The sequence below is a fragment of the Pseudomonas petrae genome, from assembly GCF_021728295.1.
In the GTDB taxonomy this organism is placed as follows: domain Bacteria; phylum Pseudomonadota; class Gammaproteobacteria; order Pseudomonadales; family Pseudomonadaceae; genus Aquipseudomonas; species Aquipseudomonas petrae.
Genome location: NZ_JAKJXE010000019.1, coordinates 61,849 through 77,254, shown reverse-complemented (window position 1 = coordinate 77,254; position 15,406 = coordinate 61,849). Strand labels below are relative to the sequence as shown.

General features: G+C 62.7%; 16 protein-coding genes. 6 read left to right on the top strand and 10 right to left on the bottom strand.

Annotated features, from left to right (window positions below; translation table 11 throughout):
* Positions 1 to 8: 8 nt before the first annotated feature.
* The 6 genes from L4G42_RS24225 (at position 9) to L4G42_RS24200 (ending at position 7,418) form a co-directional block, all read left to right on the top strand.
* Positions 9 to 1,202, top strand: coding sequence for an L-dopachrome tautomerase-related protein (locus tag L4G42_RS24225; protein ID WP_419789406.1), 1,194 nt, complete (start codon positions 9 to 11; stop codon positions 1,200 to 1,202).
* A 27-nt stretch (positions 1,203 to 1,229) separates the two neighbouring features.
* Positions 1,230 to 1,883 carry an oxygen-insensitive NAD(P)H nitroreductase gene (gene nfsB, locus L4G42_RS24220; protein ID WP_237254201.1) on the top strand — a complete coding sequence of 218 codons (654 nt, stop codon included), beginning with the start codon at positions 1,230 to 1,232 and terminating at the stop codon, positions 1,881 to 1,883.
* A 410-nt stretch (positions 1,884 to 2,293) separates the two neighbouring features.
* Positions 2,294 to 2,536, top strand: coding sequence for an exodeoxyribonuclease VII small subunit (locus tag L4G42_RS24215; protein ID WP_062384761.1), 243 nt, complete (start codon positions 2,294 to 2,296; stop codon positions 2,534 to 2,536).
* Positions 2,533 to 3,420 (top strand): (2E,6E)-farnesyl diphosphate synthase, encoded by an 888-nt coding sequence (ispA, locus tag L4G42_RS24210; RefSeq protein WP_237254200.1) that lies wholly within the window; start codon positions 2,533 to 2,535, stop codon positions 3,418 to 3,420. Before L4G42_RS24215 ends, ispA begins: the two co-directional genes overlap by 4 nt.
* 158 nt (positions 3,421 to 3,578) lie before the next feature.
* Positions 3,579 to 5,468: a 1-deoxy-D-xylulose-5-phosphate synthase gene (gene dxs / locus L4G42_RS24205; protein WP_237254199.1), complete on the top strand. Its 1,890-nt coding sequence runs from the start codon at positions 3,579 to 3,581 to the stop codon at positions 5,466 to 5,468.
* 66 nt (positions 5,469 to 5,534) lie between these two features.
* Positions 5,535 to 7,418, top strand: a complete 1,884-nt coding sequence (locus L4G42_RS24200; protein ID WP_237259814.1) for a TonB-dependent receptor domain-containing protein — start codon at positions 5,535 to 5,537, stop codon at positions 7,416 to 7,418.
* 17 nt (positions 7,419 to 7,435) lie between these two features.
* Here the strand turns inward: L4G42_RS24200 and L4G42_RS24195 are convergent, their stop codons facing one another.
* The 10 genes from L4G42_RS24195 to ribD form a co-directional block, all read right to left on the bottom strand.
* Entirely contained in the window at positions 7,436 to 8,233 is a 798-nt protein-coding gene (locus L4G42_RS24195; RefSeq protein WP_237254197.1) for a cobalamin-binding protein, read from the bottom strand.
* A gap of 46 nt (positions 8,234 to 8,279) precedes the next feature.
* Positions 8,280 to 8,897 (bottom strand): GTP cyclohydrolase II, encoded by a 618-nt coding sequence (gene ribA, locus L4G42_RS24190; protein ID WP_074891807.1) that lies wholly within the window; start codon positions 8,895 to 8,897, stop codon positions 8,280 to 8,282.
* A 106-nt stretch (positions 8,898 to 9,003) separates the two neighbouring features.
* Positions 9,004 to 9,750: a substrate-binding periplasmic protein gene (locus L4G42_RS24185; RefSeq protein ID WP_237254196.1), complete on the bottom strand. Its 747-nt coding sequence runs from the start codon at positions 9,748 to 9,750 to the stop codon at positions 9,004 to 9,006.
* A gap of 56 nt (positions 9,751 to 9,806) precedes the next feature.
* Positions 9,807 to 10,316, bottom strand: coding sequence for a phosphatidylglycerophosphatase A family protein (locus L4G42_RS24180; RefSeq protein ID WP_065988427.1), 510 nt, complete (start codon positions 10,314 to 10,316; stop codon positions 9,807 to 9,809).
* Entirely contained in the window at positions 10,313 to 11,278 is a 966-nt protein-coding gene (thiL, locus tag L4G42_RS24175) for a thiamine-phosphate kinase (RefSeq protein ID WP_237259813.1), read from the bottom strand. Before thiL ends, L4G42_RS24180 begins: the two co-directional genes overlap by 4 nt.
* 37 nt (positions 11,279 to 11,315) lie before the next feature.
* Positions 11,316 to 11,816 (bottom strand): transcription antitermination factor NusB, encoded by a 501-nt coding sequence (nusB, locus tag L4G42_RS24170; protein ID WP_133776020.1) that lies wholly within the window; start codon positions 11,814 to 11,816, stop codon positions 11,316 to 11,318.
* Entirely contained in the window at positions 11,813 to 12,289 is a 477-nt protein-coding gene (gene ribH, locus L4G42_RS24165; protein WP_037017809.1) for a 6,7-dimethyl-8-ribityllumazine synthase, read from the bottom strand. Before ribH ends, nusB begins: the two co-directional genes overlap by 4 nt.
* A gap of 148 nt (positions 12,290 to 12,437) precedes the next feature.
* On the bottom strand, positions 12,438 to 13,529 hold the full coding sequence (gene ribBA, locus L4G42_RS24160) for a bifunctional 3,4-dihydroxy-2-butanone-4-phosphate synthase/GTP cyclohydrolase II (RefSeq protein ID WP_237261260.1): 1,092 nt from the start codon (positions 13,527 to 13,529) through the stop codon (positions 12,438 to 12,440).
* Positions 13,530 to 13,546: 17 nt separating this feature from the next.
* The gene (locus tag L4G42_RS24155) at positions 13,547 to 14,218 is read right to left on the bottom strand and encodes a riboflavin synthase (RefSeq protein WP_237254193.1); all 672 of its coding nucleotides are present in this window, start codon (positions 14,216 to 14,218) and stop codon (positions 13,547 to 13,549) included.
* A gap of 46 nt (positions 14,219 to 14,264) precedes the next feature.
* A complete protein-coding gene (gene ribD, locus L4G42_RS24150) occupies positions 14,265 to 15,404 on the bottom strand; it encodes a bifunctional diaminohydroxyphosphoribosylaminopyrimidine deaminase/5-amino-6-(5-phosphoribosylamino)uracil reductase RibD (RefSeq protein ID WP_237259812.1) in 1,140 nt (379 codons plus the stop codon).
* Positions 15,405 to 15,406 lie beyond the last annotated feature (2 nt).

Genomic DNA, 15,406 nt, shown 5'->3' with positions numbered 1-15,406 from the left:
AGCCGTTTGTGTCCATGAAACAGAACATGATGTTGTCGGCGGTGGCACTGTCTTTCGCGTTGATCAGCCAGACCGGCATTGCAGCCACGACTGCAACCACCGCACTAACCGCCAATGCGCCGGCAGAGAAAACCATCGGTCAGCTTGAGCAGGTGTTCACCTTTCACGACGCCATGCCCACCGGCGTGACCGTGACGGGAACCGGACGTATCTTCGTCAACTTCCCGCACTGGGGCGACGACGTGCCGTTTACCGTGGGTGAAATCCGTGACGGCAAGGTCGTCGCCTACCCCGATGCGGCCATCAACAAGGAAGATCCCAAGGAGCCCGCCAAAGGGCTGATCAGCGTGCAGAGCGTGGTCGCCGACGGTCAGGGCCGGGTCTGGCTGCTGGACACCGCTGCGCCAAATTTCGCCGCGCCGAAAGCCGGCGGCGCCAAGCTGGTGGCGGTTGATCTGGCCAGTAACAAGGTGGTCAAAACCCTAGTCTTCCCGGCCAACGTCATCCTGCCGAGCACCTACGTCAACGACATGCGCTTTGATTTCCGCAGCGGCAAAGAAGGCACTGTCTATGTCACGGATTCGTCGGTTTCCGGGCCCGGCGCGATCATCGTCTTGGACATCGCCAGCGGCAAGGCGACCCGTCGCCTGAGCGGGGCGAAATCCACCTCGGTCGACCCTGACTTCAAGCCGGTGGTCGAAGGTCAGGCCGCATTGGTCACCAAAGGCCCTGACGGCAAAGCGAAAACGTTGGGCGTCGCGTCCGACGGCATCGCGCTGTCCGCTGACGGCAAGACGCTGTATTTCAGCGCGCTTTCCAGCCGCCACCTGTATGCCGTGCCTGCTGCGATGCTGCGTGATGCCAGTGTGAGCGAGGCGCAACTGAACGCTGCGGTCAAAGACCTCGGCGAAAAAGGCGCGTCCGACGGTCTGGAAGCCGATGCCAACGGCGCGGTCTACGCCGGCGACTACGAACACAACGGCATCCGCAAACGCCTGGCCGACGGCAGCTGGCAGACCATCGTTCACGACCCTCGCGTGCTGTGGCCGGACACCTTGTCGGTCGGGCCCGATGGCTATCTGTATTTCACCGCCAACCAGCTGCAGCGCCAGGCCGGTTTCCACGATGGCAAGGATCTGCGCGAAAAGCCCTACAGCCTGCTGCGGGTGAAGATCGACGCTGCGCCTGCACCGACCCGTTGATTCAGTTTTTAATTTCGGAGATTCATCATGCAACTCACCGCACTGGCAAAATCGCGCTACACCACTAAAGCCTACGATGCCTCACGCAAGATCCCGCAGGAAACCATCCACGAGTTGCTGGAGCAACTGCGTCACAGCCCGTCATCGGTGAATTCGCAGCCATGGCACTTCATCGTTGCCTCCGATGAGCAGGGCAAAGCGCGCGTGGCCAAGTCGGCCGAGGGTGGTTTTGCCTACAACGAGGCGAAGATGCTCAATGCCTCCCACGTGATCGTGTTCTGCACCCGCACCGAGATGCCGGAATCGCACCTGCAAGCAGTGCTGGCCCAGGAAGCGGCTGACGGGCGTTTCGCCAACGACGAGGCCAAAGCCGGTCAGGACAAAAGCCGCCGTGGCTACGTGAACATGCACAAATTCGATCAGAAGGACGTGCAGGACTGGATGGAAAAGCAGACCTATCTGGCGCTGGGCACTTTGCTGCTGGGCGCGGCATCGCTGGGGCTGGATGCGACGCCGATGGAAGGCTTCGATTTCAAGAAGCTCGACGAAGAATTAGGCCTGCGTGACAAGGGTTTCACCAGCCTGGTCGTGGTCAGCCTGGGCTACCGCAGCGACAGCGATTTCAACGCCAAACTGCCGAAATCGCGCCTGCCGGCCGAGACGGTTTTTACTTTCCTCTAACCTTGCCGCACACCTCTGTATGAGTGAGCTTGCTCGCGATTGCGCCGCTTCAGACGACTATGCGTTGACTGAAATGGCGCCTTCGCGGGCAAGCGCGCTCCTACACTGAATCGGCGTTAACACTCGAAACCTGCGCCGTGCACAGATCCGGAGGAGCCGGCTTGCGGGCGAACACGTTGGGTCAGATAAATCTCTATTTGCTGACACAGCGCGTTCGCCAGCAAGCCGGCTCCCACAGATTGGGGCCAGACGACGGCTTGAGGGTGAAAACACATTCCTGCAGGCGCGTGGCGTGTGCCGCGATCTGGCGCGCATCGGCAAAGGCTTTAGCCGCCTCACCCTTCTCATTTGCCCCGATGCCTGCGCTCTGCTAGTGTCGCGCCGGTTTAACGTCTACCGGGATAGCCGCCATGGCCCGCAAGAAAGCTGCACTGGATTTCGAACAGTCCCTCACGGATTTGCAAACGCTCGTCGAGCGTCTGGAGAACGGTGAGCTGTCGCTGGAAGACTCACTGACCGCCTTTGAACAAGGCATCCGCCTGACCCGCGAGTGCCAGAGCGCGCTGGCCCAGGCCGAGCAGAAAGTGCAGGTCTTGCTGGAGCGCGACGGCGAACTGGCCGAAGAGCCGTTCGACGCGGAACAGCCGGAATGATCGCGGCGTATCAGGCACTCAGCCAGGCTCGCGTCAATGCGGCGCTGGAGACTCTGTTCGATGCGCCCGCCCCTGAATTGACCCGCCTTTACGCCGCCATGCGCTACAGCGTCACCAATGGCGGCAAGCGCGTGCGCCCGCTGCTGGTCTACGCCGCCTGCGAAGCCTTGGGCGGCAACGCCGAGCACGCCAACGGCGCGGCCTGCGCAGTCGAGCTGATCCACGCGTATTCGCTGGTGCACGACGACCTGCCGGCCATGGACGACGACGATTTACGTCGCGGCCTGCCCACCACCCACAAAGCGTTTGACGAAGCCTGCGCGATTCTTGCCGGCGACGGTCTGCAGACCCTGGCCTTCAGCGTGCTGAGCGATAACGCGCTGACCCCGCAGAACGCCGACACCCGGCTGAAGATGGTCGCCACCCTCGCCCGAGCATCCGGCCCTGCCGGCATGGTCGGCGGACAGGCCATTGACCTGGGCTCGGTCGGACTCAAGCTCGACCAGAAGGCGCTGGAATTCATGCATCGGCACAAGACCGGCGCACTGATCGAAGCCAGCGTCAGGCTCGGCGCTCTGGCCAGCGGCAACGCAACCCAGGTCCAGCTCGACTCGCTGCAGATTTACGCCCGCGCCATCGGCCTGGCGTTTCAGGTGCAGGACGACATTCTCGACGTCGAAAGTGATACCGCGACGCTGGGCAAACGCCAGGGCGCCGACATCGCTCGAGACAAGCCGACCTACCCCGCGTTGCTGGGCTTGGAAGACGCCAAGCATTACGCCCTGGAATTGCGCGATCAGGCCCTCGTGGCGCTGCGACCGTTCGATGAGGCCGCCGAGCCCTTGCGCGCGCTGGCGCGTTATATCGTCGAACGCCGCCATTAAGCGCAGGTCATAGGACTTATCGGGTGCGAGCAGCCTTGCTGGCGCTGCCCGATTTCGCCGGCAAACGTTGCCCCTGAACATCGCGTTGCTGCACATCGTGCGCAGCCGGCAATGCATCAGGTAAACTGCCGCCTCTTTTACTAATAACGATTCGCCTGATGCCCACGACGTTCAAAGAGATTCCCCGCGAGCGCCCGTCCACGCCGCTGCTCGACAAGGCAGCGACGCCGGACGGCCTGCGCCGCTTAGGTGAAGCAGAGCTTGAAGCCCTGGCGGATGAACTGCGCCTGGAGCTGCTCTACACCGTTGGCCAGACCGGCGGCCATTTCGGCGCCGGCCTCGGCGTCATCGAACTGACCGTGGCCTTGCACTACGTCTTCGATACCCCCGACGACCGGCTGGTCTGGGACGTCGGTCATCAGGCGTACCCGCACAAGATCCTCACGGGCCGTCGCGAGCAGATGTCGACCCTGCGCCAGAAAGGCGGTGTGGCGGCATTCCCGCGTCGCGGCGAAAGTGAATACGACACCTTTGGCGTCGGTCACTCCAGCACGTCCATCAGCGCCGCCCTGGGCATGGCGATCGCCTCCCGGCTGCAAGGCAGTGAGCGCAAGTCGATTGCCGTGATCGGCGACGGCGCTCTGACCGCCGGCATGGCCTTCGAGGCGCTGAATCACGCGCCTGAGGTCAACGCCAACATGCTGGTGATCCTCAACGACAACGACATGTCGATCTCGCGCAACGTTGGCGGGCTGTCGAACTACCTGGCGAAAATCCTCTCAAGCCGCACTTACGCGAGCATGCGCGAGGGCAGCAAGAAAGTGCTGTCGCGTTTGCCCGGCGCGTGGGAAATCGCCCGCCGCACCGAGGAATACGCCAAAGGCATGCTGGTACCCGGCACGCTGTTCGAAGAACTCGGCTGGAACTACATCGGCCCGATCGACGGCCACGACCTGCCTATCCTGATCGCCACCCTGCGCAACATGCGTGACCTCAAGGGTCCGCAGTTCCTGCACGTGGTTACCAAGAAAGGCAAAGGCTTCGCGCCGGCCGAGGTTGATCCGATCGGCTATCACGCGATCACCAAGCTCGATCCGCTGAATGCGCCCGTCGTGCCCAAAAAAGCCGGCGGCCCGAAGTATTCCGGCGTGTTCGGCCAGTGGCTGTGCGACATGGCCGAAGCGGACGAGCGCCTGGTCGGCATCACGCCCGCCATGAAGGAAGGCTCGGATCTGGTCGCGTTCAGCGAACGCTTCCCGGAGCGCTATTTCGACGTTGCCATTGCCGAGCAGCACGCGGTGACGCTGGCGGCGGGCATGGCCTGCGAAGGCGCCAAGCCGGTCGTGGCGATTTATTCGACCTTCCTGCAGCGCGGTTACGATCAGCTGATTCATGACGTCGCGGTGCAGAATCTGGACGTGTTGTTTGCCATCGACCGCGCCGGTCTGGTGGGCGAAGACGGCCCGACCCACGCCGGCAGTTTCGATCTGTCGTACCTGCGTTGCATCCCCGGCATGCTGATCATGACGCCGAGCGATGAAAACGAGCTGCGCAAGATGCTCACCACCGGTCACCTGTTCAAAGGTCCCGCCGCCGTTCGTTACCCGCGCGGCAACGGCCCCGATGCCGTGATCGAGAGCAGTCTCGAACCGCTGGAAATCGGCAAGGGCGTGGTTCGCCGTCAAGGCAGCAAAGTCGCGATGCTGGTGTTCGGCGTGCAGTTGACCGAAGCGCTGATCGTCGCGGAAAAACTTGATGCAACCGTGGTCGACATGCGTTTCGTCAAACCGCTGGACGAGGCACTGACTCGCGAAATGGCCGACAGCCACGACTTGCTCGTGACCCTCGAAGAAAACGCCGTCATGGGCGGTGCGGGTGCGGCGGTCAGCGAGTTTCTGGCGCGGGAGAACATTCTCAAGTCGGTGCTGCACCTGGGCCTGCCGGATGTTTACGTCGAGCACGCCAAACCGGCGCAGATGCTGGCCGAGTGCGGGCTGGATGCTGCCGGCATTGAAGCGTCGATCAACCAGCGCCTGCTGAAGATGTAGTTTTTGTAGGACTGACCGGGGTGGCGCTCCACCCCGGTCGCTCCTACAAGGTTTGCGATCAATAAGATGACGATTTCCCGCCTCGCCCTCGCCTTTTCCCTCATCCCCGCTGCTCAGGCCTTTGCCGACCAACCTGATCGGGAAAGCGCCTTGAAGCTGGACAGCGTGCTGATCAGCGCCAATCGCCAGGTCGAGCAGCGGGACGCCACCAGCGCGGCGAACACCGTGTTCACCCGCGCCGACATTGAGCGCTTGCAACCGAGCAGCGTCACCGACCTGTTGAGTCGTGTGCCCGGCGTGCAAGTCGCGCCCAGCGGCGGTCGAGGCAGTTTGCCGGGGATTTTCATTCGCGGGACCAAGGCCGCGCAGAGTCTGGTGCTGGTCGATGGGCAGCGCATTGCCAATGCCACGTCGGCGGACAGTAACCTGCAATACCTCGACATCGAGCAGGTCGAGCGCGTGGAAGTGCTGCGCGGTTCACGCTCGGTCATCTACGGTGCTGACGCCATTGGAGGCGTGATCCAGATCTTTACCCGACGGGGCGCCGAGCAAGGCCTCCAGGCTCGCCTGCATATGGGTTTCGGCAATCGAGGCACGCAGCAGCAGAGCCTTGGCCTGTCGGGCGGCGATCAGCAGACGCACTTCAACCTCAGCACCAGCCTGGATGAAACGGCAGGCATCGACCGCACCGGCCCGTCCTTCGCCAGCGATAACGACCACGACGCCTACCGCAATAAATCCCTGAGCCTGAACCTCAGCCACTGGCTCAACGACGACGTGGAAGTCGGCTTCAACACGCTGGATAACCGGGGCAAGACCGAGTTCGACAACCCGTTCGGTCTGTTCGACCCGGTGACGTTCAATACCGTGGGACAGCAGCAGTACAGCAAGTTTGACCTGAGCAGCCTCGGCACTTACATCGACGCCCGCATCAACCAGACCTGGAAAACCCGCCTGGAGCTGGGCCACAGTGAGAACCGCGAGAAGACGCTGGATAAGCTGAGCGACGATCACTACGTGTTCAACACCTACCGGGACTCGGTCAATTGGCAGAACGACCTGGCGCTGGACGACCGCAACAGCCTGATGCTGGGGGGCGACTGGTACGAAGACCGCGTTAACAGCAGCACGGCGTTCGACGAGGACAGCCGCTGGAACCGCGCGGCGTTCATTCAGCACCGTTTTAAAGGCGAGCACTTCTCGACCGAACTAGGCCTGCGCCACGATCAGAATGAGCAGTTTGGCAGCCAGAACACCTGGAGCGGCACGCTCACCGTTCCGCTCAATGACGCCAACGATGTGCTGCTCTCCTACAGCGAAGGCTTCCGCGCGCCGACGTTCAATGACCTGTATTACCCGGACTTCAGCAACCCGGACCTCAAGCCCGAGCACTCGAAAAGCTACGAGCTGCAATGGCGCAGTCGCCTGAGCGATACGGCCCGTCTTGAAGCCTCGCTCTATCGTACCGACCTGCAGGATGCGATCGCCCTCGACAGCGACTTTCGCCCCCAAAACATCGGCTCGGCACGGATCAATGGTTTCGAAGCGTCGCTTGAGCAGCAATGGTTCGGCTGGACCGGCAAGCTCGGCGGGTCGGTCATCGACCCGCGTGACCGTGACACTGGGCATACGCTCAACCGTCGCGCCCGTCGCACCCTGAACCTGGATCTTGATCGCCAGTTCGATCGCCTCGGCGTCGGCGCCAGTTGGCAGGCCGTCAGCGACAGCTACAACGACGAGGCCAACACCCAGCACATCGGCGGCTATTCGTTGTTCGGATTGCGCAGCAGCTGGAAAGCCAGCGACGAAGTGAAGCTGGAGTTCAAGCTGGATAACGCCTTGGACAAACGCTACAGCCGCACGCTGTACAGCTTCGATGGCAGCAACTACGGCTATCGTGAAGAGGGTCGGACGTGGATGTTTGGCGTGACCTGGACGCCGGAGCTGTAAATCTGCATTCCGCCCATCTAGCGCTCTGGCGCTATCACGCCGCACACCTTCGCCACCGCGTCCCCCATCTGCCCGCTTGCTCGTTCGAGGCCTTTATCGGGCACGGCAAACAGGCGACCGGCTTTTACGGCCTTCAACTGCGACCAGGTTTTCCATCCCGGCAGCAATGCAGCGTCGCTGGCCAGAATCACGTCCGGGTCGCGCTGCAGCACTGACTCGATACTCACCTGCGGCGCCGGCAGGGTCAGGTCTTCGAACACATTGCGTGCGCCGCACACGGTCAGTGCATCGCTGATGATCTGCCCGCCGCCTACCGTGTAAAGCGGCTGGTCCCACACTTGGTAGAACACCGTCAGCGGGACATCGCGGCGATAACGCTCACGCAATCCGGCCAATCGCTGGCGGAAATCCTTCGCTGCCTGTTGTCCACGATCGGCGCGGCCAAGTCGCTCGCCCATCTGCTCGATCTGATCAGCCAGCTCGATCAGCGTGTGGGGCTCGGCGGTGTAGGTAGGAATATTCAGGCGCTTCAGTTGGTCGCGCTGGGCCGCACTGACGCTGCCGGGCCACAGCAGCAAAAGATCCGGCTGCAAACTGAGCAGGCGCTCGATGTCGAGCTGCCCGTAGCGACCCACCGATGGCAGGCCCACTACTTTTTCCGGGCGCGGGCCGCCGTCGAGTACGCCAACCAACAGATCGGCGGCATCCAGTTCGATAACGATTTCGGTGAGAGAAGGTGCGAGGCTGACGACCCGCTGCGCAGCGCCGGCCTGACAGGCGATCAGCAACAGCAGGCAGGCAATCAGTGGGCGCATCGAACGCGTCCAGCCTGCGCCAGACGACGGCGCAGGCGGCCAGGTATCACGCTGGATCGACTTCGCTCTGATGCTCGTTGCCCATCATGTGGCCCAGCTTGCCGGCCTTGGTTGCCAGATAGAGCTTGTTGTGCGGGTTGTGGCCAGTGTGCAGTGGCACGCGCTCGGCGACGGTGATGCCCATGTCGGTCAGCGCTTTGACCTTGCGCGGATTATTGGTCATCAGACGCAGGGACTTGATGCCCAGATGCTCCAGCATCGGCAGGCAAATGCCGTAATCACGCTGGTCAGCGGCAAAGCCCAGACGCTCGTTCGCTTCAACGGTGTCGGCACCGCCGTCCTGCAATTCATACGCGCGGATCTTGTTCATCAAGCCAATGCCGCGACCTTCCTGGCGCAAGTACAACAGCACCCCGCGGCCTTCGGCGGCGATGGCGCGCAACGCCGCTTCCAACTGGGAACCGCAATCGCAGCGCTGACTGAACAACGCATCACCGGTCAGGCATTCGGAATGCACACGGCCGAGCACCGGGGCGCCATCTGACACATCGCCGAGGGTCAGCACGACATGTTCGCGACCGTTTTCCTGCTCGAGAAAGCCGTTCATCTTGAAAGTGGCAAAGGGGGTAGGCAGCTTGGAAGCCGCGACAAATACGACGGGCACCGGGTGCTCCTGATCAGTATGAGGGCTGGAAATTCGCAACATTGTAACAGCAGGTTCCGACGGACGCTTAGGCTGAATTGTCGGTCAATCAGATCAACAAGTTTGATCAGTGGCTGACGCCGGCGCGGGACTGAGCATCGCCTGATTCGAAAGGATACGGATGCTTCCAGCGCGCAAAGATCGGCCGCAGCTTGCCGCTGAGCACCAGATCACCCATCCGAACGTCAAACAGATCCCGCAGCGCGTGGCCTCGCGGGGTATCTGCGAAGCTCAGGTACAAAGGGATGACGGTGAGGTAGGTCAGTCGATAGCGTTGGGGATCGTTGCTTTGGGCGAGGATGAAGTCTATTTCCGGCTTGGCATCGATGTACAGATCCGCTCGGCCGTATTCGAGCATCGGCAGAATGTGATCCCGCCTCGCGACTTCGTTGAAATGCACTACGTTGGGCAGGTAGTGCTGAAACTCGTAGCCGCGCACCCAGGCCAGACGATATTTGCCCAGCGTCTGCAGCGAAGGAAGCGGCTTGGAGGCCAGACCCAGCGTGTAGATTTCGTCATTGTCGTAGTGCCACTTTGAATAAAGCGTGCCCTCGACCTCATCCTTGTAGGCGGCAATCCAGGCATCGGCCTCGCCGCGCTGCACCAGCCCGACCGCGCGGGTGTAGGGCTCGATGCGCTGATCGACCTTGACGCCGGCCGGCTCGAAGATCTCGCGCATCAGGTCCCAACCCAGCCCCGTGCCGTCGGTTTCGGTGTAGCCAATCCAGTGCTCGCTCACCAGCAGGATGTCGGAGGGCTTGTCGGGCACCGATGCAGGGGTTGCCGCGTCGGTAGTCGCCCAGACGCTCGTCATGAGCAACGCTATACCCAGCAGCCATCCCACGCCTGAACGCCTCATGAGCGCAGCCCCTACATGACAGCCCACAGCCAGACCAGCCCTTGCATCGCCAGCCATGCGAAAACACCGGCCAGGACATCATCGAGCATGATGCCGACGCCGCCGTGCACGTGCTTGTCGATCCAGTGAATGGGCCAGGGCTTGAGAATGTCGAAAAAGCGGAACACCAGAAAACCCACCAGCAGCCAGACCCAACCCTCGGGCACCAGCCACAAGGTGATCCACATCCCGACCATTTCGTCCCAGACGATGCCTTCATGGTCGTGAACGCGCAGGTCGTCGGCCACTTTGCCGCACAGCCAGAAACCGAACAGCATGGTCAGGCCGAGCATCAGCCAATAGCCCCAGTCCGGCAGCATCTGCCATAGCGGGATGAAGGGTACGGCGACCATTGAGCCCCAGGTGCCGGGCGCTTTGGGCAGTGTGCCGGAGCCGAAACCGAAGGCCAGGAAATGCCACGGATTGGTCCATACCGACGGAGGAACGTTTTCCGCCGGGACCTGATTAGGATGATCTGTCACCGTGTCTCCTGAAAGTGTTGATAGCCCCGAGTCAACGGGGTGACGTCCTGCCCAAGTGCGTCAATCAGCGCCACGCCTTGGCCTTCGACCACCCGACCCAGAACCAAAACAGGCAAGTCGGCGGCCTGCAGATCAGCCAGCCATGATGGCGGCAACGTGAAAGCCAGTCTGTAGTCATCCCCCCCACTGAGCGCGGCATTCAACGCCGCGTCAGGCCCGAAAAACGTCAGCAGCGCGTCAGACATCGGCACTTTGTCGCGCTCCACCAGCAAACGCACGCCCGATGCCGCTGCGATGTGTCCGCAGTCGGCAAGCAGTCCGTCGGAGATGTCCAGCGCCGCGCTGGCCTTGCCGCGTAACGCGATGCCCAGCTCGAACTGTGGCTGCGGCGACCAGTAACGGGCCAGCAAGGCCTGAGTGGTAGACGCCTCGGTGCTGCGCTGGTTCAACACCAACGGCAGCGCCCCGGCAGCATCGCCCAGCGGACCGCCCACGCACAATAAATCGCCGGGCTGCGCGCCGCTTCGGGTCAAGGCCTGCCCGGTCGGGACTGTGCCGAAGACAGTAAGGGTCAGGCTCAAAGGCCCGCGCGTCGTGTCGCCACCGATCAGGCGCAGGCCGCAGCCTTGGGCCATAGTGTTCAAACCGCGGGCGAACGCTTCCAGCCAGTCGGCGGAAACCTGCGGCAGGGTCAGAGCAAGGGTAAATGCGAGGGGACTGGCGCCCATGGCGGCCAGGTCGCTGGCCGACACGCCGAGTGCGCGCTGGCCGAGCAGGAAAGGATCGCAGACGTCCGGGAAATGCACCCCGGCAACCAGCGTGTCAGTGGAGATAGCGAGTTGCTCGCCAGCGGCCACCGACAACAGGGCGCAGTCGTCGCCGATCCCCAGTGCAACGCCTTCGCCGGATTGCGCGCAGGGCGCGGAGGCAAAGTAATTGCGGATCAGCTCGAACTCGCCCATGGCGTAGACGCTTAGGTTCTGGAGAAACCCAGAAGCCTCAGCGCTTGTGCGCCTTCACTTCGACTTCGCGCAGACGCGGAGCCAGCTTGTCGAGCACGCCGTTGACGAACTTGTGGCCGTCGGTCGAACCGTAGACTTTCGCCAGCTCGATGCCTTCGTTGATGACCACACGGTACGGCACGTCGATGCGCTCCAGCAGTTCCCAGGTCGACAGACGCAGGACCGCCAGCTCAACCGGGTCCAGCTCTTCGATGGTCAGGTCCAGGCAAGGCGCCAGCGCCGCGTCGATTTTGTCCTGATTGGCCGGGACACCGTGGAGGATGTCGTGGAAATAGCTGGCATCGACGGAGGTGAAATCGTTGTCGACGCGGAACTGTGCTTCGATCTCGTTCAGCGACTGACCCGCCATATGGCGCTGGTACAGGGCCTGAGTGGCCATCTGGCGAGCCGCACGACGCTTTTCGCTTTTGGATGGTTTGCCAGCGTCTGCCGCACGTGGATCACGCGGGTTGAACTGATCGCTTTCGTCGTTAATCACTTGGCCTCCAACTGCGCCAACAGGCTGACCATCTCGATGGCGGACAGCGCAGCTTCAGCGCCTTTGTTGCCGGCCTTGGTGCCGGAACGCTCGATCGCCTGTTCGATGGAATCGACAGTCAGGACGCCGAACGCGACCGGCACGCCGAACTCCATGGACACCTGGGACAGGCCCTTGGTGCATTCGCCAGCCACGTATTCGAAGTGCGGGGTGCCGCCACGAATGACGGCGCCGAGCGCGATGATGGCGGCGAATTCGCTGCGTTGAGCGACCTTCTGCACAACCAGCGGGATTTCGAACGCGCCCGGTGCGCGGATGATGGTGATGTCGCTTTCGCTCACGCCATGGCGAACCAGGGCATCAACGGCACCGCTCACCAGGCTTTCGACGACGAAGCTGTTGAAGCGGCCAACCACCAGGGCATAGCGACCTTGGGGGGCGATGAAGGTACCTTCGATGGTCTTCAGGGTCATTCGGCTGAGTCTCGTGTTCTCGTATTAAAGAGCATGAAAGCGCGCATCGGGCGCGCGCTTTCAGGGATTTTAGGCCACGAATCGGGCGACTGCAGGGGCAAAAACCACCAACGGCTGAACGCTGTCGGGGCCTGTCACCTGCCGGTCTTTATTCGGAGGGCACGTATTCTACAACTTCCAGATCGAAACCGGATATCGCATTGAACTTCATTGGCGAACTCATCAAGCGCATTTTGCGCACGCCGAGGTCGCGGAGGATCTGCGAACCGGCACCGACAGTGCTGTAAGTAGTCGGCGTCTTGATCGGCGTGCCGCCGGCGGTTTCACGCACATGGGCCAGAACCGTGTCGCCGTCGAGCGGGTGACCGAGCAGCAGCACGACGCCGCTGCCGGCCTCGGCCACGGTCTTCATGGCAGCGCGCAGGCTCCAGCGGCCGGGCTGTTTGACCATCAACAGGTCACGCAGCGGGTCCATGTTATGCACCCGAACCAGCGTGGCTTCTTCCGCGCAGATCTTGCCCAGCGTCAGCGCCAGGTGCACGTCACCTTCGACGGAATCGCGGTAGGTCACCAGATTGAAATGGCCCAGTTCGCTGTCGAGGGGCTGCTCGGCAATCCGCTGAACGGTACGTTCGTGGATCATCCGGTAATGGATCAGGTCGGCGATGGTGCCGATCTTGATGTTGTGCTCGGCCGCGAAAGCTTCCAGTTCAGCACGACGGGACATGGTGCCGTCGTCGTTCATCACTTCGCAGATCACGCCGGTCGGCTCGAAACCGGCCATGCGCGCCAGGTCGCATGCCGCTTCCGTATGACCTGCGCGGGACAGCGTGCCGCCGGCCTGGGCCATCAGCGGGAAGATGTGGCCCGGGCTGACGATGTCTTCGGCCTTCGCGTCCCTGGCAGCAGCAGCCTGAACGGTGCGCGCGCGGTCTGCAGCGGAAATCCCGGTGGTCACGCCTTCGGCGGCCTCGATGGACACGGTGAACTTGGTGCCGAAGCCCGAGCCATTGCGCTGCGCCATCAGCGGCAGTTTCAGCGTCTCGCAACGCTCGCGGGTCATCGGCATGCAGATCAGGCCACGGGCGTAACGCGCCATGAAGTTGATGTGCTCGGCCTTGACGCACTCGGAGGCCATGATCAGATCGCCTTCGTTCTCGCGGTCTTCGTCATCCATGAGGATGACCATCTTGCCTTGGCGAATGTCTTCAACCAGTTCTTCGATGCTGTTGAGCGCCACGCGGCACCCCCTTCAATTCAGGATTTGAGGTAGCCGTTGGCGGCCAGAAAGCTTTCGGTGATGTTGCCGCCCTGCGCCGGCGTCGGATCGGCCGCTTTGTCACCGAGCAACAAACGCTCGAGGTAACGCGCCAGCAGGTCGACTTCCAGGTTGATTTTACGGCCCTGGCTGTAGTCGCCCATGATGGTTTCGGCGAGCGTGTGCGGGACGATGGTCAGCTCGAACTCGGCGCCGTTGACCGCATTCACGGTCAGGCTGGTGCCGTCGACGGTGATCGAGCCTTTGTGGGAGATGTACTTGGCCAGCTCGCGGGGTGCACGCATGCGGAACTGGATCGCACGGGCGTTTTCCTCGCGGGACAGCACCTCGCCGACGCCGTCGACGTGGCCGCTGACCAGATGGCCGCCCAGGCGCGTGGTCGGGGTCAGGGCTTTTTCCAGATTGACCCGGCTGCCGGTCTTTAGATCGACGAATGCGGTGACATTCAGGGTTTCGCGGCTGACGTCAGCCCAGAAGCCGTCGCCCGGCAATTCGACGGCGGTCAGGCAGACCCCGTTGACCGCGATGCTGTCGCCCAGTTTGACGTCGGAAAGGTCGAGCTTGCCGGTCTCTACGTAAACGCGGACGTCGCCGCCTTTCGGAGTGATGGCGCGGATGCTGCCGATGGATTCGATGATGCCAGTAAACATGGGTGCTCCTGGAAAACAGGGCCAGCGCTGAACGCGGAAGCCGGAATTATACGCCGGGGTGCGACGCGGGTATCGCAATGACTCGCCAGTCATTGCCGACCGCGCGCATTTCGACAATCTTGAGTTCGAGCGCTTCGCTCATCTGCGCCAGCGGCAGGTCCAGCAACGGCCGCGCCGACGAGCCCATGAACTTGCCCGCCACGAAGATCTGGAATTCATCCACCAGGCCCAGCCGGGTAAAGGCGCCAGCGAGTTTAGGGCCGGCCTCGACAAGCACATCGTTGACGCCACGGGCTGCCAGTTCGATCAGCAATTTGCGCAGATCGACGTGCCCGCCGCTGCTGGCCAGTGCGAGCATTTCGTGGCCTTCGTCGTGGTAACGCTCGCGCGCCGAGGCTGCCGCGCAGGTTGCCACCAGCGCACTGCCCGCTTTAAAGAACGGCGCATCAAGGGGCACCCGCAAACGCCCGTCGATCAACACGCGCAACGGCGGCCGGGTCGCGGCCAAGGCGGTGAGTTCGGCGTTCAGGCCCAATTCGTCAGGGCGCACGGTGAGCCGCGCGTTGTCGGTCAGCACGGTATCGGCGCCGGTCAGCACCACGCTCGACCGCGCACGCAGGCGCTGGACGGCGGAGCGTGCTTCGGGGCCGGTGATCCACTGGCTTTCACCGCTGGCCATGGCCGTGCGTCCGTCGAGGCTCATCGCCAGCTTGACCCGCACGTACGGCAGGCCGTGCTCCATACGTTTGAGAAAACCTTTGTTCAGCGCCCGCGCTTCGCTTTCGAGCACGCCGCTCTGCACCGCGATTCCAGCGTTCATCAATCGCAACAAGCCACGACCGGCGACGTCGGGATTGGGGTCTTGCATGGCGGCAACCACACGCGCCACGCCGGCATTGACCAGCGCGTCGGCGCACGGCGGGGTGCGGCCATGATGACTGCAGGGCTCGAGGGTGACGTAAGCGGTCGCGTCCTTTGCCTTGTCGCCCGCCTGGCGCAGCGCATGCACCTCGGCGTGGGGCTCGCCCGCGCGGACATGCCAGCCTTCGCCGACAATTGCGCCATCACGCACGATCACGCAGCCGACACGCGGGTTGGGGTGCGTCGAGTAGACGCCCTTGCGCGCCAGTTCCAGCGCCCGCGCCATATAGGCTGCGTCGAGCACGCTTTGCTCTGTGGAGGTCATGC

Bases quoted from the DNA above. Each gene is read 5' to 3' on its own strand.
- dxs (WP_237254199.1), top strand. From the start codon at position 3,579: ATGCCCACGACGTTCAAAGAGATTCCCCGCGAGCGCCCGTCCACGCCG.
- L4G42_RS24215 (WP_062384761.1), top strand. From the start codon at position 2,294: ATGGCCCGCAAGAAAGCTGCACTGGATTTCGAACAGTCCCTCACGGAT.
- ribD (WP_237259812.1), bottom strand. From the start codon at position 15,404: ATGACCTCCACAGAGCAAAGCGTGCTCGACGCAGCCTATATGGCGCGG.
- thiL (WP_237259813.1), bottom strand. From the start codon at position 11,278: ATGGGCGAGTTCGAGCTGATCCGCAATTACTTTGCCTCCGCGCCCTGC.
- L4G42_RS24155 (WP_237254193.1), bottom strand. From the start codon at position 14,218: ATGTTTACTGGCATCATCGAATCCATCGGCAGCATCCGCGCCATCACT.
- L4G42_RS24195 (WP_237254197.1), bottom strand. From the start codon at position 8,233: ATGCGCCCACTGATTGCCTGCCTGCTGTTGCTGATCGCCTGTCAGGCC.
- ribH (WP_037017809.1), bottom strand. From the start codon at position 12,289: ATGACCCTGAAGACCATCGAAGGTACCTTCATCGCCCCCCAAGGTCGC.
- nfsB (WP_237254201.1), top strand. From the start codon at position 1,230: ATGCAACTCACCGCACTGGCAAAATCGCGCTACACCACTAAAGCCTAC.
- L4G42_RS24185 (WP_237254196.1), bottom strand. From the start codon at position 9,750: ATGACGAGCGTCTGGGCGACTACCGACGCGGCAACCCCTGCATCGGTG.
- L4G42_RS24200 (WP_237259814.1), top strand. From the start codon at position 5,535: ATGACGATTTCCCGCCTCGCCCTCGCCTTTTCCCTCATCCCCGCTGCT.
- ispA (WP_237254200.1), top strand. From the start codon at position 2,533: ATGATCGCGGCGTATCAGGCACTCAGCCAGGCTCGCGTCAATGCGGCG.